Source organism: Prevotella sp. E9-3, from assembly GCF_022024015.1.
In the GTDB taxonomy this organism is placed as follows: domain Bacteria; phylum Bacteroidota; class Bacteroidia; order Bacteroidales; family Bacteroidaceae; genus Prevotella.
In genome coordinates this window covers 292,857-313,763 of record NZ_CP091786.1, presented here as the reverse complement: position 1 = coordinate 313,763, position 20,907 = coordinate 292,857, and the positions used below count along the sequence as shown (strand labels likewise).

At 42.7% G+C, this 20,907-nt stretch carries 16 protein-coding genes and 1 pseudogene; 7 read left to right on the top strand and 10 right to left on the bottom strand.

Features of this window, described 5'->3' with window-relative positions; genetic code table 11:
• The first annotated feature begins 8 nt into the window (after positions 1–8).
• Positions 9–986, top strand: a complete 978-nt coding sequence (gene hemB / locus L6475_RS01130) for a porphobilinogen synthase (RefSeq protein ID WP_237821679.1) — start codon at positions 9–11, stop codon at positions 984–986.
• A gap of 61 nt (positions 987–1,047) precedes the next feature.
• On the top strand, positions 1,048–2,334 hold the full coding sequence (gene hemL, locus L6475_RS01125) for a glutamate-1-semialdehyde 2,1-aminomutase (RefSeq protein ID WP_237821677.1): 1,287 nt from the start codon (positions 1,048–1,050) through the stop codon (positions 2,332–2,334).
• An 83-nt stretch (positions 2,335–2,417) separates the two neighbouring features.
• Here hemL and L6475_RS01120 read toward each other — a convergent pair whose 3' ends face one another.
• The 4 genes from L6475_RS01120 to L6475_RS01105 form a co-directional block, all read right to left on the bottom strand.
• Complete coding sequence (locus tag L6475_RS01120; protein ID WP_237821674.1) at positions 2,418–3,983, bottom strand: hypothetical protein; 1,566 nt, start codon at positions 3,981–3,983, stop codon at positions 2,418–2,420.
• Positions 3,984–4,040: 57 nt separating this feature from the next.
• Positions 4,041–5,024 carry a hypothetical protein gene (locus L6475_RS01115; RefSeq protein WP_237821673.1) on the bottom strand — a complete coding sequence of 328 codons (984 nt, stop codon included), beginning with the start codon at positions 5,022–5,024 and terminating at the stop codon, positions 4,041–4,043.
• Positions 5,025–5,112: 88 nt separating this feature from the next.
• A complete protein-coding gene (locus L6475_RS01110) occupies positions 5,113–6,813 on the bottom strand; it encodes an erythromycin esterase family protein (RefSeq protein ID WP_237821671.1) in 1,701 nt (566 codons plus the stop codon).
• Between the two features lie 222 nt (positions 6,814–7,035).
• Positions 7,036–8,820, bottom strand: a complete 1,785-nt coding sequence (locus L6475_RS01105; RefSeq protein ID WP_237821669.1) for a hypothetical protein — start codon at positions 8,818–8,820, stop codon at positions 7,036–7,038.
• Positions 8,821–9,493: 673 nt separating this feature from the next.
• Between L6475_RS01105 and L6475_RS01100 the strand changes: the two genes are divergently transcribed.
• The 5 genes from L6475_RS01100 (at position 9,494) to L6475_RS01080 (ending at position 13,554) form a co-directional block, all read left to right on the top strand.
• Positions 9,494–11,056, top strand: a complete 1,563-nt coding sequence (locus tag L6475_RS01100; RefSeq protein ID WP_237821667.1) for a tetratricopeptide repeat protein — start codon at positions 9,494–9,496, stop codon at positions 11,054–11,056.
• Positions 11,057–11,308: 252 nt separating this feature from the next.
• Positions 11,309–11,872, top strand: a complete 564-nt coding sequence (locus L6475_RS01095; protein ID WP_237821665.1) for a 4'-phosphopantetheinyl transferase superfamily protein — start codon at positions 11,309–11,311, stop codon at positions 11,870–11,872.
• Positions 11,873–12,011: 139 nt separating this feature from the next.
• Positions 12,012–12,215, top strand: a complete 204-nt coding sequence (locus tag L6475_RS01090; protein ID WP_237821664.1) for a helix-turn-helix domain-containing protein — start codon at positions 12,012–12,014, stop codon at positions 12,213–12,215.
• Between the two features lie 8 nt (positions 12,216–12,223).
• A complete protein-coding gene (locus tag L6475_RS01085) occupies positions 12,224–12,550 on the top strand; it encodes a HipA N-terminal domain-containing protein (RefSeq protein ID WP_237821662.1) in 327 nt (108 codons plus the stop codon).
• Positions 12,547–13,554: a HipA domain-containing protein gene (locus L6475_RS01080; RefSeq protein ID WP_237821660.1), complete on the top strand. Its 1,008-nt coding sequence runs from the start codon at positions 12,547–12,549 to the stop codon at positions 13,552–13,554. The genes L6475_RS01085 and L6475_RS01080 overlap by 4 nt, the downstream gene beginning before the upstream one ends.
• Positions 13,555–13,781: 227 nt before the next feature.
• Here the strand turns inward: L6475_RS01080 and sufD are convergent, their stop codons facing one another.
• The 6 genes and pseudogenes from sufD to L6475_RS01050 all read right to left on the bottom strand — a co-directional run bounded on the left by sufD (position 13,782) and on the right by L6475_RS01050 (position 20,886).
• Positions 13,782–15,155, bottom strand: a complete 1,374-nt coding sequence (gene sufD / locus L6475_RS01075; RefSeq protein ID WP_237823954.1) for a Fe-S cluster assembly protein SufD — start codon at positions 15,153–15,155, stop codon at positions 13,782–13,784.
• Between the two features lie 15 nt (positions 15,156–15,170).
• Positions 15,171–15,506 (bottom strand): annotated as a pseudogene (locus L6475_RS01070) (endonuclease domain-containing protein); the annotation flags it as partial.
• 37 nt (positions 15,507–15,543) lie between these two features.
• Positions 15,544–16,293, bottom strand: coding sequence for a Fe-S cluster assembly ATPase SufC (gene sufC / locus L6475_RS01065; RefSeq protein WP_237821659.1), 750 nt, complete (start codon positions 16,291–16,293; stop codon positions 15,544–15,546).
• Positions 16,294–16,340: 47 nt separating this feature from the next.
• Positions 16,341–17,795 carry a Fe-S cluster assembly protein SufB gene (gene sufB / locus L6475_RS01060; RefSeq protein WP_237821657.1) on the bottom strand — a complete coding sequence of 485 codons (1,455 nt, stop codon included), beginning with the start codon at positions 17,793–17,795 and terminating at the stop codon, positions 16,341–16,343.
• Positions 17,796–17,889: 94 nt separating this feature from the next.
• Positions 17,890–18,813 carry an RsiV family protein gene (locus L6475_RS01055; protein WP_237821655.1) on the bottom strand — a complete coding sequence of 308 codons (924 nt, stop codon included), beginning with the start codon at positions 18,811–18,813 and terminating at the stop codon, positions 17,890–17,892.
• Between the two features lie 24 nt (positions 18,814–18,837).
• The gene (locus L6475_RS01050) at positions 18,838–20,886 is read right to left on the bottom strand and encodes a SpoIIE family protein phosphatase (protein ID WP_237821653.1); all 2,049 of its coding nucleotides are present in this window, start codon (positions 20,884–20,886) and stop codon (positions 18,838–18,840) included.
• Between the last annotated feature and the right edge of the window lie 21 nt (positions 20,887–20,907).

Here is a 20,907-nt window from a genome sequence, read left to right as displayed (position 1 = left end):
CAACAACTATGAAACGTTTCAGAGAATTCCGCAAGGATCAGGCCACACGCGACAAATATGCCGACGTATCGGTCAATGTAAAGGACTTTATCTATCCTTACTTCGTAGTAGAGGGTGAGGGCGTGAAAGACGAGATCAGCACCATGCCCGGCATCTACCGTTTCTCTATCGACACACTGGTAGAAGATGTGAAAGAGTGCTATGCACTGGGCATCGACAAGGTACTGCTCTTCGGTGTGATTGAGGACAGTCAGAAAGACGAGCGTGGCTCACTGGCCTACGCTGAGGACGCACTTGTTTGTCGTGCCGTGAAGGCCATCAAGGCTGCTCAGCCCGAGGTTTGCGTTATCACCGATGTATGTCTGTGCGAATATACCAGTCATGGCCACTGCGGTTTGCTGCACGACCACGATGTAGAGAACGACTCTACCCTGCCCCTGCTGGCCGAAATGGCATACGTTCATGCCAAGGCCGGTGCCGACTTTGTGGCTCCTTCAGCCATGATGGACGGACAGATTGAAGCACTCGACAAGCGTCTGCGTGAAGCTGGACTGCGCGACAAGTGTAAGATTCTGGCCTACAGTGCAAAATATGCTTCTGCCTTCTACGGTCCTTTCCGCGATGCAGCCGACTCAGCTCCTTCGTTTGGCGACCGCAAGACCTACCAGATGGACTATCGCACACACGACCAGGGACTAGAAGAGATTGCCGCTGATATTGAAGAGGGTGCCGACTGGACCATGGTGAAGCCTGCTATGCCCTATCTGGATATGATTGCCCGTGGCGTGGAGAAATTCCCCAACATCCCCATGGTGGCCTATCAGGTGAGCGGTGAGTACTCAATGCTGAAAGCAGCAGCCAAACTGGGCTATCTCGACGAGCAGCGTGTTGTATTTGAAAGCCTCATCGCCATCAAGCGTGCCGGTGCACAGTACATCATCTCGTACTATGCCAAGGAGTACATGCAGAAATGGGGAAATAATTGAGAATTGACAATTGAGAATTGACAATTGACAATTGAGAATTGGGAATTGAGAATTGACAATTATGATCAACGAAAGAGTTTTGTCTGCCAAGGCCTTTGAGCAAGCGCAGAAAGTGATACCCGGTGGAGTGAACAGTCCCGTGAGAGCTTTGAAGAGCGTAGGCACTACTCCACTCTTTGTAAAAGAAGCCAAAGGAGCCTATTTCACAGATATTGATGACAACAAGTTCATTGACTTCTGCATGTCATGGGGTGTGTTCATACTGGGTCACAACAACGAGCGTGTAAGTCAGGCCGCTATCGAAGCTGTGGGCCGTGGCAGCAGTTACGGAATCCCCACACTGGCAGAGACCACACTGGCAGAGAAAGTGCGCGAGGCCATCCCTTCCATGGAGCGTCTGCGCTTTGTGAACAGTGGCACCGAGGCCACAATGTCAGCTATCCGTGTGGCTCGCGGCTTCACCGGTCGTGACATCTTAGTGAAGTTTGAAGGCAACTATCACGGTCATGCCGACCATCTGCTGGTGGCAGCCGGTTCGGGAGTGGCCAACATCTCGAATGCATCAAGTGCGGGCGTACCTCAGGACTTTGTGAAGCACACGGTGGTATTACCTTATAACGATACCGCTGCACTGCGCAAATATTTCGATGAAAACGGCCAGAAAGTAGCAGCACTGATTGTTGAGCCCGTGGCCTGCAATATGGGTGTGGTAGTACCTACGGAAGAATTTATCAAGGCTACCAGAGAGGTGACAGAGCAGAATGGAGCCATCCTTATCTTTGACGAGGTGATCACAGGTTTCCGTCTTTCTCGTGGCGGTGCCCAACAGCGTTTCGGTATCAAGCCCGACATGACTACCGTAGGAAAGATTGCCGGTGGCGGTTTCCCTGCAGCAGCCTTTGGCGGAAGAGCAGACATCATGAAATGTCTGGCTCCCGACGGTCCCGTTTATCAGGCAGGAACACTCAGCGGAAATCCTGTTGCCATGGCAGCTGGTATCGAAACACTCACGCAACTGTCTCAGCCTGGTTTCTACGAGGACTTAGAGAAGAAAAGCAATGATTTCATCGAGAAATTAGAGAAGATTATTGCCGGTAAGAACATCACATTGAACCACTGCGGTTCCATGTTCACCCTGTTCTTCCGCTCATCTGAGGAGGACTGTTCTGTGAAGAATTTCCAGGACACCAAGCGCAGCGACCAAGAGCGTTTTGCCCGTTACTTCCGCAACATGCTCAGCTGTGGCATCTATGTTAGCCCCTCACAGTTTGAGGGCAACTTCATCAGTGCCTGTCACACGCCAGAGATTCTTGACTATGTTCTGAAGAGCATTGCCGAAAGTATTTAGCCGATGGAATCACTCATTTTTTGAGTGGAAGTCTCTTAAACCATGCATCGCAAGTCGTTGACCGACTTGCGATGCATGTTGTTTTAATTCTCTATGAACTGTCGGAAAGAGGTTTGCTGCCAAGGCTCAAATTCCTGAAGCACACGATTCAACTCATCCTGATACCGAGCAGAGAGATTGCTTACTACCGTACGCCATTGTTTGGAAATAGGGTCCTGGGGAATGGCATTAATGGAGATTGTGACCATCTTCTTCAATAGGTCTTGAGCATGAATACAGTCCAGCTTTTCAAAAGCAGCAATGTATTCAGGGGCATGACGATACATACCCTTATTGCCGTCCTCATCTGATATCATTACTGCATAAAAGTCACTCCATGTTGACGGGAACGACTCAAAGAACAGACGTTGCGCCTCGCGCTGATCTATATTTCCCAGAACCATCGCTCTGTAGGATGCCACCATGAGCGCAGTGTCTGTAACAAGTGAAGACTGTCGCTTTTGGAATACGGGTAGCTCCTCACCATTTCCTTCCAGTTTCTCTCCTGGAATTTGTTCTAACTGGAGTAGTGTTCCGTACTTTTCATTCTGAACTCGAGTCATGACTATCGCATTATCATTGCCAAGGTCACCTTCTTCAGTTACCCGATAAGGAGCAGCCGATCTAAGTTTTGAGCTACCAAGTGAGCAATCTGTTACATAATAGCATACAGAGTCTGTAAGATAAAGTCGTTCAGTATCATAACCTATTATTCCACGTCTCCATATTTCCTTGATACGATTTTGTCCCCCTCTGGCAGTAACGCCTTTCTGACAGCATTTATCTTTTCTCTGTACAAACTGCCAAAATCGAGTCTGATGGAATTTGCTTTTTTTATCCAGCAACTTAGAAACCAGTTTCTTATTAGTTGCAATCTTAGCAGCTACTATTCCCTGCCATTTGTCAGAAGCAGGTGTACTGCATTGCGGCATACCAATAGTGACGTCAATGAGCTTGCTGTAGTAGTCTTTAGTATTGATGACCGAGAGATTATCGAAAGCATCAAGATATTTTTCAAAGTCATGAGATAGGTCCTGTTTATATTCGGCACTCATATCGTTTGTAAAAAAGGCTCCGTTAAAAGTACGTTCAAAATCATACCATGTTGACGGGAACGCATTAAAAAATGCTTGTTGGCTCTGCTTGTCGTGCTTATACGCCAATTCCTTGTAGGAACAAGAAAGGCGCAGTGTGTCATATTTCTCACTGTTATTCTTGGTGAGAACCATTCTGTCATATTCATTGTCAAGTTTCCGTTCCTGTAGAGTAATACCATTCTCTAAAACAGACAAGACCTTAAAGCATAGCGTGATGCCAGGAGTGGTCTCATTGGATTTCACAATGATATATTTTCCTTTCTTATTCTTTCCTACCAGTTCGTCACGGAATTCAAGTTGCGGTTTTGACGACAGATAATAGGGCTCAGACGTAGTGCCATAGCTCTTCAATCTTGAGCACATATATATACTGTCATCAGTAAAAACATACTTACGATCGAGCCGTTCCCAAGTCCAAGAAGCAGATTTCAGAAAATCTGATGTTACATCCTGAGCATAGGTTACTGAAGATATCATCAGTAGCAAAACTGATAAGAAATGTTTCTGTTTCATATTTATAAACGTTAATAGATTAAAAATTAAATAATTAGAGTTTTACTGATTATAGGCTTATATTTTTTCAATCGATTTCTGCAAGTCTATTCTGCTAACAACGACCTGGCGTTTCTCGCCACGATATCCAAGTAGATACAGATAGTTTCCGCGAAGGATACAATAAGAAGGAGCCGTATAAATCGTCTCATCATCTATTTGATGGGTTAATACCGGCATGGGAATAACACCATACGCGTCTGTACCTTGATATGGGATATCATACGACTTTACACCATCTCTGCTTGCAAAAACAATGGTCCATGCTGCTTTATTGAGGCTATATGTGCTTCCCCAGTAGATGCTATACCCATTCCATTCGCCCTTATAATGCCCCGAAAAATCATTCTTATCATAATTCTTGGTTGGATAAAGATACTGGTATAGGATGTCATTATTAAAAATGCTGTTACCTACAATACTTTCATTGTCCCCAAACCATTTCCACTTGATAAAACGACCATCATAGCCGATGTGAATAATATCGAATCCAGGAAAGATATAAGAATCATTTACTATGATTGTGTTGCGCCTCTTCAGCAACACAATATCATTATCGCCCAAATAGCAGTCAGTAGGAACAAATGCTGTTCGTGTTGCCGATTGATTCTCACTCATCAAAAGAGGCACTCTATCTACAGGTCCTTCACCTGATTTGTGAACTCTTACAAGGCTCGCATGTTCATTATTCCACAGATAGACACTATCACCTCTCACTTTCAGAAATACCGAAGATGAGTTTATTTCATCAATCTTCTTATTGAACACGACTTTTGGACCATCGAAACAAGCAAGCCGAAGAGGCGTTCCTCCAGCAAGATAGATGAAGCCGTCGTCAGTCACGTCAAAGCCCGAAAGCAGCAATCTATTACTACTAGCATCATAAGAACAGGGAGCGCCCTCTTCTGTGTTAATATCATACGACCATTGTCTTATTACATCGTTCTGCGCACTGACTGACAATGAGCACTGAAATAATAAAATGCCTAAAAGTAACTTCATAATAGTCTATCTAATTCGTTATTATTTTATTCTGTAAACAGAGGGGTATCCGTTTGTACACATAATTAGAGTTGAAAAAGGAAAAATCTCATTTTACCATCATACTTTTTGTCCTTTTCAGTATATCTCGATAACGTTCAGTTAAAATATTATCAAACTCTGTTAATTGGACACAGTCTTTATTTATGGGGATTGCATTTCCTAAAATTATCATTCCATCCATCCACGCTTTTGGAGTATTCCAAATGAATTGATTTGGAACATAATTTATGCCTACAAATCTTTGTTTAAATACTTCTTCGTCAAGGTTGTCCATTGCAAGATATATTAGAGAATCAGATGACTGGCGGCATACCATATATTCAAGACTCTCCGTAGGTGCTTCTTGCAACTCATGCACAGACGTATTCCCCTTTAAATCAGCGAACCATGCACTACCTCGTATAGCAGACAATGCTACACACGAATAGTCATTATTATACTTCTGTTTAAGAAAATTTCCCATAGAAGGACTATTGTGAATAGATGAAACGACCGATGTTACAATATAATTTGTATGCATAAAATGGCCATAGATAGTAGCAGTGGTATTCGGCTTTAGATATAATTCAGTCAACACTTGTATCAATTCTGACATTTTTTCATCACGATGAGCAAGTTTTAATCTGGATTGTTGATATTGACGGATATTATTGAGACTACATTGAATGAATTTTGCTTCATTATCGGAAAATAAACTACTAACCAAACTGTCATCCACTTGAACCTTATCTTTATTGAACATTATATCATAGCATAGTTGACTTAACGAGCCATCGGCATTAGCTGGTTCCAAGTAATCGTACATAGCCATTTTCCAAATCATGTCGGTAAAAGCTTCGCCATCAAATCCTAACAATGAAACCTCATTGTTGTGATTTGCGTTGTACTCTTTTAGCCATTCAAGGAACGGGCTAAATTTCATCGATGTCAAGGGTTCATAAAATGTCACATAATTATCAAGCGTGTAACGAGAATCGTTCTGAACATATCTATTCAGATACAAAGAAAGACTAAGAGGCAGTTCCAAGACTATTAATTTGCAATTATGATGAAGGATGCGCTCTTTCATGAGTTCAAAGGCCATGTCATTAAAAGTCTGAGTACCATGCACTGTTTCGCCAATAGCCAAGATTTTTTTGTCCAACACAGGCGAAGCTAATAAATCTTCCCACTTTTCTGCACAAGATGAAGGTAAGGGCTTAACAGAATAGTCATCAGCATTTCCATTAAGAGGGCATCCATCTGAAGACACATTTATATCTGCAACAAATACTTCTCCAACCTCGTTATCAGAGTCCCCTTCAGCTTCAATGGCTATTTCCAAAGAAAAGAGTCTCTTTATAGGCAATAGTACTTCTCTTTCAGTCCAATCCTCGGTAAGCGGCAATATAATCGTATCAGCCTTCATCACCTCAGCTTTGTAACCAATGGTATGGAACGTCAACAAAAGATTTCTCAAGTTCTTCACTCTATACTTCATCTGCACTTTCACACTCAAGGAATCTTTTCCGAGGCTAAACAAAGGATAGGATGTATGTATAGCCCCTTTCTGCCTTCCTCTCGTTAAAAACAGAGCGGTATTAGGAAATACAGATGTGGTATCAGGGACCATTCGAAAGAAACTATTAATTGGATGCGGCGTCCAATGTTCCCACATCTTTTGCATACTCGACAATTTCTGAGCTTGCAATCCGTGAGCAACGAACACAAGAACAAGCAATACAATTCTATTTTTAATGTGTGACATAATTAGTTCAGACGGTCAGGTCATTTTATTGGAGCAATAGGGAGATTGAGAGCAAAAAGTATTTTTTTCATTTTGAATGGTATTTGGTTTTTGTTACAAAGATATTTCGATATTCATATTCTCCCAAAATAATGAAGAATAATTAGTTCGTCAAAATTCGTCAAAGGATTACTTACAAATAATAGAAAGAATTAAGGCACAACAGGTTACACAAATTATTCGTCAAAATTCGTCAAGAGCATTAAAACCATTAATCAGGTTATTTTTAAGCAAATGAGCATTCTTTTCTCCGAACAGCTTTTCATTAGCCCGTGACTTTGCATTCGATATTGTTGTAGCATGAGTTTCTAACATCAACGCTATAATCTTTTCGGATATATTGAGAATCAAAAGAATGCATACACGCTGTTCTAACTGCGACAAAGACTTACCTCTACCAAACGATTTGTAGGTGACTGACAAGTCTTTACTGAACTGAGATACTAACAAGTTCCATTCAGACTCTGTTGGATTAAATCCATTAGATTTGCCAGTGGCTTTCCTAACAAACTGTTGAGCAATGGAACTTTTGAGAAACGCCTCAGGATTGTCTGTATGCTTGGAATCAATGGCATTCCTTTTATTGACGCTCTCTGCTTGTAATGACTGTATTTGTTTTGTTAACTCAATTTCTTGTTTCTCTTTAAGAGCAATAATACTTTCATAGTTTTTCTCTTTCAGAATTTTTAATTCCTCCTGAATGGTATTTCTTTGAGATTTTGAAATATTAAGAGTTTCCTCAAGTTCAGCTATTTTATTCTTCTTTTCTTTTTGGTTCACTCTATACAGCCAAACAACGAAAACTATTACGATCAACAAGAATATTGACATAAACGAGATTAGAACCAGTAGAAATAATCTGTCTTGAGCCTTTTCTCTTTCTTGTTCTGCCTCTTTTTGGATTCGACTATAATTATAAAGTTTTGACATCTGATGGATTGCATAAGTCTGCATTTTATTGTGCAATGAGTCCAAAGATTTCTCTTTTAGAACAGAATAGTGCATAATAGAATCTACATTCATCCTCTGGTGATAGACTGTCAACAACCCTTTGTAAGCATCTGAAGTATAACCATAGTTCAAGGCCTTCCGGAAATATATTTCTGCCGAATCAGCATTATTGATTGCTAAGTAATAGCAACCTTTAGTAATATAATAAGATTCGCGTCCCTTAGCAATATCACCATTTTTGTCAAAGAGGCCAGACTCGTTTTCGAATATACTCATGGCATGTTTGGCCTTAACCAGGTCATTACGCTCTAAATATATAGATATTGAGACAACCAATGCATCTGCAGCTTCTTTGTACTCCCCCAGCTGTTTAAGTGCTGAACATGTTTCATTGATAATACTGAGCATACTATCTTTTTCATTAAGAAGATAGTAAGGCCTAATCATCTGCCCCTTTGCTATTATATATTCTTTATAGCAATCATGTATACGAATATATTCAACATAGTGCTTCAAAGCCCAAATTTCATCATTAGGAAGATTCTGTTGATGGAATATTCGTGACATTTGCCCATAGATAGGTATTAAAACATCATAGTCACAATCACTGCTTGTAGTATCAGCACACCCAATGGCATCATAATAGGCCTGAAGAGCTTGAGGAGCTTCGCCCATATCTGCAAAAACTCTTCCTTGAAGATAATAGGCCAGCATACGCTCATTGTCTGTGCCGTGACTATTGAAGTAATCAACTATATTATTGATTATGGTGTCAGTAGTAAACACCACATCTAACTTATTTTGGACTTTGAGCTTAACAAGTTCGTAATACATTCTGTCACCCTTACTCCAATTTATCTTTTCGGGTTCGTATTTATCCAACAGAACTAAAGCAGAATCAGGATTATCCTCAGCAATCTTGCTGATAGCCTCTAAATGGGATGTCATTTTCCTGCTATCACAACCAAATAGAGTTGTAATCGCAAGTCCAATATAAATAAAAACGATCTTGTTCATCTGATTAATTGCAAGTTGAAGAAAACAACTATGATGCACTCATAATTCGCTTTTCAACGTATTACTTACTATAGTTTAGGTTTATGATTCTCCAAGCAATTTGGAAAGTCGGTGCAAAATAAAGAAAAAAATATGATAATTGCAAGAAATGCTGAATATTTCCGATGCATTTGATTACTTTGAGTTGGATACTACAGGTTTACTTTTATAATAAAGAGGAACCGGTAACAACGCAGTTACTGTTGACCAAATTGACAAACTTTGAAAAAGTAAGACAAATAAAATTGTAAATAATCGATTGTTGTAGTTCATAACTGATATAATTTTAGATAATGTGGGTGCAAAGTTAGAATGAATAGTTGTTTGTAGGAAATAATTCATGTTTCATGTTGTTTCACTAGTTTGTTAAAAATGTTTATTATCGCATATCTCACTATAAATCAAACATATATAAAACAACAAAGAAGGTTTTTAACCAACAAATGAAACACTTAAATGAAACAAATTGGAACACGACAAATTAATAAGAAATATAATTATCATTTTTTGAATAATTATTAGTATCTTTGCAAGCATAAAAAGAGAAAGCATGAGAAAATACATTATTCAAGTTTTGTGCGCTATTAGTATATGCCTATTATTCGCATGTTCGGATGAGAACATCTCAAACAAGTTGGCTCAGATAAAGACTGCTGGAGATGAAGATCCTCACAAAGCTCTAATCATGCTTGATTCCTTAGAAATTGACATCAGGAATGAAAGCCCATATATCCAACATAAATATGACCTACTAAAAATCAGGCTTAACGATAAAGCAGACATCTTGCCTTCTTCAGACATGCCTATTTTAAAGTTAATAGAATACTTTAGAAAAGAAGGTTCGAATCTTGAAATGCAAGAAGTGTATTATTATGCAGGTAGTATATACCGTGATTTGAATGATACCCCTCGAGCCTTGGAATATTTTCTAATCTCTTTAAACTATGCAGGCAATAATGCGGAATGTGACTCTGTTATGTTACGCAATACATACTCCAATCTCACCTATCTGCAATATCGTGTACAGAACTTTCAGGAAGCTATTAAAATGGCAAAGAAAGAACTTGAAATTTGTCAATGTTTAAAGAGAGACTGCGTGTTGCCATATATGCATCTCGGATGTGCTTTCCATGCATCGGACAGTATTAAACAAGCAAAAAAAGCTTTTGACGCAGCATTAAACACAATCATACAATCAAATGACATAATGCAGTATCAAGGTTACCTTATAAATTTACTTTATAACTACTCTCAATTAGAAGATTTACAGAAGGCAAAAAAAAGTTTTTCACTGATTGAGCAAAACCTTTTTGAAAGCAATGACGTCTTCTCATATTTCGCACTAGCTAAATACTATGAGCTGCAAGGCATGAACGATTCAGCTATAGTTTGCTGTAATCAAATTCTTGAATATGACTACGAAGACGAGGATAATGAGCTGATAAATATTTATGATGCTGCGAAAATTCTCTTCAATATCTACACTAAGATTGGAGATGTAAACAAGGCCAACTATTATGCATCTAAATATATGGAGTTAAGTGACTCTATAGACTTTGGAAAACGACAGATAATGGCAGCAACAGTAAACAATAAATATCAATACCATTTAGACAGAAATAAAGAACTAGACCTTAAAGAGAAACAAGAAAAATATAAGAATTTGCTTTTCATCTTCACGATAGTAATTATAACAACGATTGCTATTGGATACATCATTTATACTAAAAGAAAGAACCGTCTTCTACTTGAAAAGATGGCCATGTCAAAAGAGATGAAGCTAATGAAAGATAATGAAATGCTGCTTAGAGAAAATCTTGAACAAAAAGATAAAGATATAATAGAGAGTACGAAAGTTAATAAGAATCTTATCAATTTGCTTCACAAAGCAGAATTAGAAGAAAAAGCGGAAGATGTAATCTATATCATCAGACAGTCAATCATTGGAAAGAAGGAAATGACACGTGATGACTGGAAATTGCTATATAAAGCTGTAGATGAACTTTATCCTTCATTCAAGAACAGACTCGTAGTGGAATTGGGCAATTTCACTGAACAACAGATGAATATATGCTATTTGCTGCGCATTGGACTTAGTAAGTCTGAAATACAGGGTGTCACAGGTCTTGCCCGTACAACCGTATGGCGATGGTCAAAGAAACTAAGTTGGGTACAAACACCAGATGACGAAGTGTAAAATAAATCATTTTCCCCAATTCACCCTAATTAGTTTCTGTCAAAAAGCAGCAAAGATTTTTTCCTGAGACGGTGGTTTTTAGGACCGCAGGTCCGGGTTTTTCCTTTTGTGAAATAAAATGGGTTATCTTGGTTTTCTTTCAATGACACTGGAATTTACTGGTGAGCCGTTGTTTTGGTTTTCTTTCAATTAACACAGTATTTTACTGGTGAACCAAATATTTTATGTAATTTTGCATACATAATTGTAACGATGAGGGGTTATATTGACATTCATATCAATGACTTCGACCTGAATACGGCGCTGGGGCAGATTTCCGAACAGCGACGCCAACAGGCCTTACGCTTTCAATATGAGCATGGACAGCGCACCTGTGTACTGGCCTATCTGCTGTTGAAACGGGCATTGAAAGAGGAGTTCGGAATGGAAGAGAACCCCCTGTTTGAATATGGTGAACATGGGAAACCTTCAATCGTGGGCCATCCTGAAATATTTTTCAACCTGAGTCATTGCCGTGAGGCCGTGGCCTGTGTGGTGAGCCGTAGGCCTGTAGGCATTGATGTGGAGTCGGTGGGCCGTTATCGTGAGTCGGTAGCCCGATATACTATGAACGATGAGGAAATGGCACTAATAACAAATGCCCCACAGCCTGAAGTGATGTTTACCCGACTGTGGACCATGAAAGAGGCGCGACTGAAACTGACTGGCGAGGGCATCAACGACAATATGAAACAGGTACTGACCGAGGCCGACAGAAAAAGCTATACCACCGTGGAGTGCTTAGAGCAAGGATATATATATACGGTGTGTGAGTAAAGGCGCCCAACTTAGTGAATAGCGAACTTCCTATCTATAGTTAAAATAAATTAAGGAAGTACGAAAAATCATACTTTTAGCTTGTAGCATCAGTTTTTCTTCTTATCTTTGAGCCAAAAGTACGAAAAATCATACTATAATGGATGTAGGAACTGTGATTAAGGAGCGTAGAGCCCTGTTAGGAATCTCTCAACAAGATCTCTCAGATTATTCTGGAGTAGGCATTTCTACGGTCAAAGATTTGGAGCGAGGCGTGGGTAATCCATCCCTTCATACACTACAAAAAATACTTGATGTGGTGGGTATAGAAATAGTACTGCAGGTGAAACAGACCGTTAAATAGTTTAGAGTATGAGAAAAGTAAATGTATATTATGGTGACGTATATGCCGGACAGCTCGTTGAGTTGTCGAGGGGTAATTATGAGTTCACCTACGATGATGCTTTTCGTGCCGACAGCAGTACGCCTCCAGTATCAGTCAATCTACCCAAAAGTCAGAAAGTATATCACTCGGAGCGCATCTTCCCAGTGTTCACCAACATGTTGCCAGAGGGAGCCAACCGCAGGGCATTATGCAGAGCGAGAAAAGTTGATGAAAAAGATTTCTTTGGTATGCTGGAGATGATCTGCGGCATGGATGCTATCGGTAAGTTTGTTCTTAAAAGACCAGAAGAATGAAAACAATACAAGTCTGCCCATCTACATTGCGATCAGGCTTTACCACTTATTCACCTCAAGCCATCAAAGAATTGTTTGACGGCGTGATGGTTTCGCCCTTTATTGATATCGATTTTGAGAACGAGCACGACCAACGGCAGGCGATGGATAATATGAACAATATGTCAATCTCTGGTGCTCAGGAGAAATTCTCTGCCACCATCGATAATGGCAAAATCCGTCTGACTCATGAAAGCGAACAGGCTACTTATATCTTAAAATCAGCACCGTTCACCTTAAGTCTTTCCACCCGCAAGCAGATACCTGCCAATGAACATCTGACCATGCAGATAGCGTCTCAGGTTTACGGCATTCGTACTGCCAACAATGGTCTGTGTTTCAGTAATACCGGACAACCAGTGTATATCACTAAGAGATTTGACGTGATAAACGGTGTAAAAGATGGCTCGCAGGAGGACTTCGCTACCATTCTTCAAATGTCGGAGGAAGGTAGCGACAGTAATTTCAAATACCACGGAAGCTATGTGCAGATAGCCGATGCCATCCGGCAGTTTGTGCCAGCGTGGATGCCACAGATGGAGCAGTTTTTTCGGATGGTGGTGTTTGACTATCTGTTTGGAAACGAGGATGCCCACATGAAAAACTTCTCATTGATAAACAGAAACGGTGAGTATTTTCTGGCTCCAGCATACGATCTTATCAATACCTGTATTCATATTCAAAGTGGTAGCGACCTTGGATTGACGGATGGTCTCTCGCCAGATATTGAGAAGAGTGATGTGTATGACAGGACTGGTCATCCTTGTAGGCTGGACTTCGAACGATTTGCAGAAAGAATCGGGGTATCGGAGAAACGTGCTGCCGCCGTGCTTGATATGTTTATGGAGATTCCACAGACGACATACTCACTGATAGAGTTCTCCTTTTTGGACGAGAAGATGAAACGTGCGTACAAGCGTGTCATCGAGGAACGTACAACCCGTTTTGTTCGACAGTCGGAATGACTAATTCATTTCACATTCCCAAATTTGTCTAAGTTACTAAGTAGCAAAAGGAGTTTTTTATCAAGAATTAGAGAATTTGAGAATTAATTTTTGCAAGGCAAAAACAATCAAATAACTCTTATCAATTCATACATTAAAGTCGTGATTGCCGAGAAGAATTCTCTAATTCTCAAATTCTTGATAGAAAAATAAATACTTGACCGTCAGTAATACGTAGGAGGTCAAAACTATTTACAGAGCTTGCAACCGGTGCATTTGGATAGTTCGCCACGGAATCGCTTGTCAATAAGATGGTGCAGGCGATCGCACAGGGGCGAAAGATCTATCTGATCGATTACCTCACGAATGAATGCCACCTGAAGGAGGGTACGGGCCTCTTTCTCGGAAATACCACGCTGGCGCATATAGAACAAGGCTGCATCGTTCAGCTGACCAACGGTAGAGCCGTGGGCACACTTCACATCGTCGGCATAGATCTCGAGCATAGGCTGGGTGTACATGTGAGCATCGGTGGTGGCACAGAGATTCTGATTGGTCATCTGCGAAGAGGTTTTCTGTGCGCCATGAGCCACATAGACGCGTCCTGCAAAGGCACCTGTGGAATGTTCGTCAAGCACATACTTATAAAGTTCATTGGACGTGCAATGAGGTACTTCATGAACTATGAGCGTATTGTTGTCCACATGCTGCTGCTTGTCGGCTATCACGCAACCGTTGCACACACATTCAGCGCCCTCTCCGGCAAGCACAAGGTCGAGCTTGTTGCGTGTGATACCATTGTGAAGAGTGATGACGTTGTGCTTTACACGACTGCTGCGTTCCTGACGCACATAGACATTGCTCAAACGGACATTCTTGGCGTGCGTCTCTTCCATACAGTAGAGGTCCACCTTTGCATTTTCCTTGGCAAACACCTCAATGACCTGGGTAGCAAGGAAAGCTCGCTCGTCGGCCGTATGGTCACAGAAAAGGAGTTTCACTTCGGCACCTTCCTCAGCCACAATCAGCACACGGCGGTTCACCATCAGATCGACATCACTACGCAGAATATTGATTACCTGTATGGCTTTGTCAAGAACAACATTCTTTGGCACATAAACCAACAGGCCGTCCTGTGCCAGCATGGTGTTCAGGTCGGTGATGGCATCGCCTTCTTTTCCTGCCAGTTCGTTGTAATATTTAGCGATGAAATCGGCGTTTTTTGACAAAGAACCTATCACCACGCCTTCTGGGAAGTTGACTTTTGGCAACAGTTTATCATAGAAAGCATCGTTCACCACGAAGTAGAGTGCAGTGGACAGATTGGGCACATCGCACTTGAACACATCGTAGGGATTGACGGGGATATCCAGTCGGTTCAGGTTCAGTCCGTAGTCGGGCTCCATGAGCTTTTGAATATCCGTGTATTTATATCGCTCCACCTTCTTGGTTGGGAAGCCGTTCTTTTCGAAACGCTCAAAGGCAGCGTCGCGCTGTGCATTCATCACGGCCGATGAATGGTCGCAGATCATCTGTCGCGTCTGCCTATAGAGTTCAATATACTGACGTTCGCATTCGCCCCCTAAGTTAGGGGGCTGGGGGTCTGAACAAGCGTATTTCATCTTTATATACTCTCTAATTCTATTCAAAACTAATTCAACGTTCTCTTCTACTTCTTCATTTCTGAACCGAACAACCTCTATCCTATTTTCATTAAGAAAAGTCGTTCGGTCTGCATCTTTCTTCTTTTGCTCTGAATCATCATGTATTCCACCATCCAATTCTATACACAAGCGTAGCTTTGGGCAATAGAAATCTAATATATAGGGGCCAAAACCATGCTGCTGCCGAAATCGATATCCGTCAAGTTGCTTATTACGCAGATGATGCCATAGGACTCGCTCTGCAGAGGTCTTATTCTTGCGGAGATATTGACGGAAATCCTTGGTGACTGGATGATTAGAATAGTTCATATTCCCAATACTGCATGTCGTTCAGACCCCCAACCCCCTAACTTAGGGGGCTTTTAATCCAGTCATAGCCACGTTCCTGAATCTCCTGAGCCAGTTCAGGACCGGCAGTCTTTACTATCTGACCCTTGTAGAGAACGTGCACCACGTCGGGACGAATCATCTCGAGCAAACGGTCGTAGTGGGTGATCACGATGGTAGAAGTCTCTGGTGTCTTCAGCATGTTCACGCCTTCAGCCACAATACGCATGGCATCTACATCCAGACCAGAGTCGGTCTCATCGAGGATAGAGAGCTTGGGCTCGAGCATGGCCATCTGGAAAATCTCGTTGCGCTTTTTCTCACCTCCACTGAAGCCTTCGTTCACCGAACGGTTGGCCAGTTTGTTGTCCAACTGCACGATTTTCTGTTTGTCACGCATCAGTTTCAGGAACTCATTAGCCTTCAGTTCAGGCAGTCCCTGATATTTGCGCTTCTCATTGACGGCAGCCTTGAGGAACTGACTCATCGGAACACCAGGAATCTCAACAGGATACTGGAACGAGAGGAAGAGTCCCTCATGAGCACGGTCTTCAGGCTTCATCTCCAGCAGGTTCTTGCCATTGAAGAAAGCCTCACCTTCGGTTACCTCATAGAGGGGGTTGCCTACGAGCACAGCCGAGAGTGTTGACTTACCAGAGCCGTTAGGACCCATGATGGCATGTGTCTCGCCGTCTTTAATTGTGAGATTAATGCCGCGCAGAATCTCTTTATCACCAATGCGGGCATGCAGATTTCTAACTTCTAACATATGCGGTAGAAAATAATATTCGATATAAACAATTAACTATTCACTTTTTATCCTACTGTTCCCTCCAGTGAGACACTAAGCAGTTTGCGGGCCTCAACGGCAAACTCCATGGGAAGCTTGTTGAGCACATCCTTGGCATAGCCATTAACGATAAGGCCTACCGCCTGTTCGGTGGGAATGCCACGCTGGTTGCAGTAGAACAGCTGGTCTTCAGAAATTTTCGAGGTAGTGGCTTCGTGTTCGAAAATGGCTGTGGGATTCTTCACATCCATATAGGGGAAGGTGTGAGCACCACAGTCACTGCCTAAGAGCAGCGAGTCGCACGAAGAGTAGTTACGGGCATTCTCGGCAGTAGCAGCGGCGCGCACCAGTCCGCGATAGCTGTTCTGTGAATGTCCGGCAGAGATACCTTTCGAGATGATGGTTGACTTGGTGTTCCTTCCTATATGAATCATCTTCGTGCCGGTGTCAGCCTCCTGATAGTTGTTGGTAACGGCTACGGAATAGAACTCAGCGGTGGAGTTGTCGCCACGAAGAATACAAGAAGGATATTTCCATGTGATGGCAGAGCCTGTCTCTACCTGTGTCCAAGAGAGTTTGGAATCCACACCGCGCAAATCGCCTCGCTTGGTCACAAGGTTCAGCACACCGCCTTTTCCGTTCTCATCGCCAGGATACCAGTTCTGCACGGTAGAATACTTCACTTCGGCACGGTCCTTCACAATGATTTCGACAATAGCAGCATGCAACTGGTTCTCATCGCGCATAGGAGCCGTACAGCCTTCCAGATAGGAAACATACGAATCGTCATCGGCAATGATGAGTGTACGTTCAAACTGGCCGGTATTACGTGCATTGATGCGGAAATAGCTGCTCAACTCCATCGGACAGCGTACGCCTTTGGGGATATAAACAAATGAGCCATCCGAAAAGACGGCTGAGTTGAGTGCTGCAAAATAATTGTCTTTATAGGGAACAACAGAACCGAGATACTGTTTCACCAGTTCAGGATGCTCTTTGATAGCATCACCGATGGAACAGAAAATAACACCTTTCTCGCGAAGCGTCTCCTTAAAGGTTGTCTTCACAGAGACAGAGTCCATAATAGCATCAACGGCGGTATTGCCACTCAGCGCCAGACGCTCTTCCAAGGGAATACCCAGTTTGTCGAATGTTTTCTCGAGTTCAGGATCAATCTTAGAACCAGAGTTGCTGTCTTTCGATTTCTTGGCTGTCGGGTCAGCATAGTAGCTGATGGCCTGATAGTCGATAGGCGGAACGTGCACATGTCCCCATTTGGGTTCAGTCTGTTCCTTCCAATAATTAAATGCCTTCAAACGGAACTCCAGCATCCATTCCGGTTCGCCCTTCTTCTGGGAAATGAGGCGCACCACATCTTCATTAAGTCCAACAGGGATTACTTCTGTATGGACATCGGTGGTGAAGCCGAACTCATACTTCTGTTCGGCAATGCGCCGCACTAATTCGTTGTCTTCTGCCATTTCTTTGTTATTTGGCTGCAAAGTTACAAAAAAGGCATGAAAATGCTATCTATTTCATGCCTTTTTAAGTTGTGTTTAGTATTCTATTGTTTTCTTACTTTGTATTAACGCCGCAAACTTTTTTAGCTTCCGGAGTCATAAAAGGAGCTATTTTCTCGTAGGGGATGACGAACGAAGGCATGCCCTCGGCATAACTGGCTATCTCGTACTGCTGATAGGTGAACACGAGTCCATCCTTGGACGGATAAGGCTCGTAGGCAGGAAGGGGAATCTGGTCGCCCTCTATGAGCAGATGTTCGAGCAACTCTTCCTTGGTCATGGTCACCTCGGAATCGGCATAATACTGCTGCAATCCTTCTATCAGCAAAGGCTGAAGAGCCTCGACAGCCGTAGAATCAATTAAATGCTCGATGAACTGCCCCGTCTGCTTGTCGAAGGTCAGGGCACCGTTGCCGCTCACTCCGCCATGGGCTCCTCCCATATAGATATAATCCTGAGAAAGGAACACCACATAGTTCATCGTGTCGGCAATCATTTCCAGGCGGTAGTTATACTCCCATTTGGGCATCTCGGCTAGTATGCTACTGCGTTCATCGTCACTGAGCGTGCTATCCTCTTTCAGATAGGAAGCGCGTTCGTCGGCATCCTGCTGAGATTCACGCCCGAACAATTCGATAAGCTGGGTTTTATAATATTCGAGAATAGCTTTCGAGTCAGCCTCATCGCCATTGTACATTGGGAAGTTCTCTCCGCTCTCATAGGAAGTGACACGGGTGAGATAATTGCCCATATCCTCCAACAGTTTCTGACGGATGGCCGAGGATGCCTCGTCGCTGGCTAAAGGCAGTTGGATGTTCATGCTCAGATAAGCATGGGCCGCAGAGTCCTCGCATTGCAGGGTTTCCGTTTCCATGGCCACCTCAGATGATGAAGAGGAAGAGGAACTACAAGAGGTATTTCCCGAGAGGAAAGTTACAGTAAGCATTAGCATTACTGCAAAAAAAGAAGTTTTATTCATAAGTCTTATTTAAATCAAATTCCATTATTTCTTTCGTTGAATGGCCAGCATGGTCAAGTCATCACTTTGTTCGGCATTCTCCACAAAGGATTTTACTGCCTTTCTCATACGCTCAACCAGTTTTTCAGGATGCACGGCTCCTTCACTTTGCAAGGTTTCCACCAGTGTCACCATACGCTGCTGTCCAAACTGCATGTGAGCACTGTTCTCTGCCTCGTTCAGTCCGTCGGTATAGAGGAAGATGGTGGAATCGGCCTGCAGCACGGTCTCTTGCAAGGAGTAGGCTGATGAGTCAAAGACACCGACAGGAAGGTTGGCATCGCACTGGAGGAAGGTGATATCATCCTTATCTACCAGCATGGGAGCATCATGTCCGGCATTACAATAGAGCAGGTGTCCATCGGTCAGGTTCAACACGCCGACAAAGAGTGTGACAAACATGTTTTCGCCATTGCCATCCGATACAGAACGGTTGATGGCTGCAACAATCTTGTTGGGCTCTGTCTCGTGCGAGGCTACATTTCTGAATAGCGTACGCGTGATAGCCATGAACAGTGATGCAGGTATGCCTTTTCCCGACACGTCACCAATACAGAAGAAAAGTTTCTCATCGCGTATAAAGAAGTCGAAAAGGTCGCCCCCCACCTCCTTGGCGGGTCGAACCAATCCATAGACATCAATATCAGAGCGTTCCGGGAAAGGCGGGAAGGTCTTTGGAAGCAAGGCCATCTGAATGGTATGGGCAATCTGCAGATCGCGCTCTATCGATACTTTCGCAGTAGTGGTATCCGTCAGTTCGCGGATATACGAAGCCAATGAATGCTGCATGGTCTCAAAAGAGTTACGCAACAGCCATATCTCGTCCTTATGGCGAATTTTTGGCAGAGGGGTATTGAAATTGCCTTTTGCCACTTCCTCGGCTGAATAGGCCAGCAGTTTCAATGGTTTGACACTTTGCTTTATCACAATGCGACTCACCAGGTTCAAAACGAAAAGTCCGAAGAAAATCAACAAAAGGAACAAAACACCTATCACAATGGGTAAATATTGTATCAATTCTGACGACTGAACTACAGCGAGCGACCAGCCCGTGTGCTTGATAGGCGCATAGAACACATAATAAGAATGGTCGCTGTCGTCAAGATAGATGGTTTCATCCAAATCTTCGTAGGTATTTCCTTTTTGGCCATTTACCATCTTCTTGCCTATGAAGGTGGCCATTGTATCGGGTGACGACTTGACATCTTCAAAATAGTTATGATGATAGATGCGCTCCTTTTTGGGATGAGCCAAATAGGTACCGTCTTCAGTAATGATGAAACTATAAGCATACTTACTACCCGAATGTTTCTTATCTTGCTTATCTCTTTCATCGTCATCCTCATTGTCATCCTCATTGTCATCCACGAAAAGATTTAACAGTACCTTTGTGCTGACTTCCTCTACACGGCGGTTCAACCCTTCCAACGAAAGGTCGGCACCCAGCACGGCGACAGTCTGTCCCTGACGGTCGCGAATAGGAATGAGGTAAGAGATCAACGGCACATCGGCCTCATAGCCATCGAGGAACGGTTTCGACCAATAGCCAGTATCGCTCTTCAATGCTTCCGTAAACCATTCCATTTCCAGATAGTCATACTGTTCAGCACTCAGATTAAAACTCTTCACCTGCCCCTCATCGGTGCGCATGGCATAAGGACAGAAAGAACGGCCTTTCTGGGGGTAGTAGTCGGCCTTGAAGCACATACCGCAACTACGTACGCCCTTATTCTCGTTGATCACACGCTCCATAAGTTTGAAAAGACGATCTGGACGATCCAGACTTTCTTCTATCTCAGGCACATGATTGCTGACGCCTACATAGAAATCGGAGAGAGTGCGCCGAATTTTCTCAACCTCCAGATCTCGTAGGGTAATACTATGACTCACCAACTCTTCTTCGACTATAACAGCCCCCAATTTGTAGACACAATAGGAAACAAAGCCCATGCTGAACAACAGGGTGAAAGCCATCCACCAGGACAGGCGGTTGGCAAAAGAATGTATCTTTGTTTTCTTCTTTGCTTTAGTCATAGTTCGTTTTCCGGTATTAAG

Coding starts and splice junctions, on each gene's coding strand:
- hemB (WP_237821679.1), top strand. CDS start 9: ATGAAACGTTTCAGAGAATTCCGCAAGGATCAGGCCACACGCGACAAA.
- hemL (WP_237821677.1), top strand. CDS start 1,048: ATGATCAACGAAAGAGTTTTGTCTGCCAAGGCCTTTGAGCAAGCGCAG.
- L6475_RS01120 (WP_237821674.1), bottom strand. CDS start 3,983: ATGAAACAGAAACATTTCTTATCAGTTTTGCTACTGATGATATCTTCA.
- L6475_RS01115 (WP_237821673.1), bottom strand. CDS start 5,024: ATGAAGTTACTTTTAGGCATTTTATTATTTCAGTGCTCATTGTCAGTC.
- L6475_RS01110 (WP_237821671.1), bottom strand. CDS start 6,813: ATGTCACACATTAAAAATAGAATTGTATTGCTTGTTCTTGTGTTCGTT.
- L6475_RS01105 (WP_237821669.1), bottom strand. CDS start 8,820: ATGAACAAGATCGTTTTTATTTATATTGGACTTGCGATTACAACTCTA.
- L6475_RS01095 (WP_237821665.1), top strand. CDS start 11,309: ATGAGGGGTTATATTGACATTCATATCAATGACTTCGACCTGAATACG.
- L6475_RS01090 (WP_237821664.1), top strand. CDS start 12,012: ATGGATGTAGGAACTGTGATTAAGGAGCGTAGAGCCCTGTTAGGAATC.
- L6475_RS01085 (WP_237821662.1), top strand. CDS start 12,224: ATGAGAAAAGTAAATGTATATTATGGTGACGTATATGCCGGACAGCTC.
- L6475_RS01080 (WP_237821660.1), top strand. CDS start 12,547: ATGAAAACAATACAAGTCTGCCCATCTACATTGCGATCAGGCTTTACC.
- sufD (WP_237823954.1), bottom strand. CDS start 15,155: ATGAAATACGCTTGTTCAGACCCCCAGCCCCCTAACTTAGGGGGCGAA.
- sufC (WP_237821659.1), bottom strand. CDS start 16,293: ATGTTAGAAGTTAGAAATCTGCATGCCCGCATTGGTGATAAAGAGATT.
- sufB (WP_237821657.1), bottom strand. CDS start 17,795: ATGGCAGAAGACAACGAATTAGTGCGGCGCATTGCCGAACAGAAGTAT.
- L6475_RS01055 (WP_237821655.1), bottom strand. CDS start 18,813: ATGAATAAAACTTCTTTTTTTGCAGTAATGCTAATGCTTACTGTAACT.
- L6475_RS01050 (WP_237821653.1), bottom strand. CDS start 20,886: ATGACTAAAGCAAAGAAGAAAACAAAGATACATTCTTTTGCCAACCGC.